Here is a 439-nt window from a genome sequence, read left to right on the forward strand (position 1 = left end):
TTCTTCCTGTTGTTCAAAGCCACGATGGAGCTGAACGAACGGCTGGAAGGGAAAGACAGCAATAACCCCACCCAACGCAAAGGTGCGAAGTTCTGGGGGGTGGTGACACAAATTGTGGTACTGGACGCCATCTTCTCACTCGACTCGGTGATTACCGCCGTCGGGATGGTCGACCATTTACTGGTCATGATGGCCGCCGTGGTTATCGCTATCAGCCTGATGTTGATGGCCAGCAAGCCGTTAACCCAGTTCGTTAACAGTCACCCGACCATCGTTATTCTCTGCTTAAGCTTCCTGTTGATGATTGGCTTTAGCCTGGTGGCGGAAGGTTTCGGCTTCGTCATTCCGAAAGGCTACCTGTACGCTGCCATTGGTTTCTCGGTGATGATCGAGGCGCTCAATCAGTTGGCTATCTTTAACCGGCGACGTTTTCTTTCTG

At 52.2% G+C, this 439-nt stretch carries 1 protein-coding gene; it reads left to right on the forward strand.

Features of this window, described 5'->3' with window-relative positions; genetic code table 11:
• Positions 1-439 (forward strand): TerC family protein (locus AC3DEV_RS17135; RefSeq protein ID WP_488372895.1); only part of this gene is annotated, 439 nt, incomplete at both ends.

The sequence above is a fragment of the Dietzia sp. IBK-p2-15D genome (assembly GCF_057773105.1).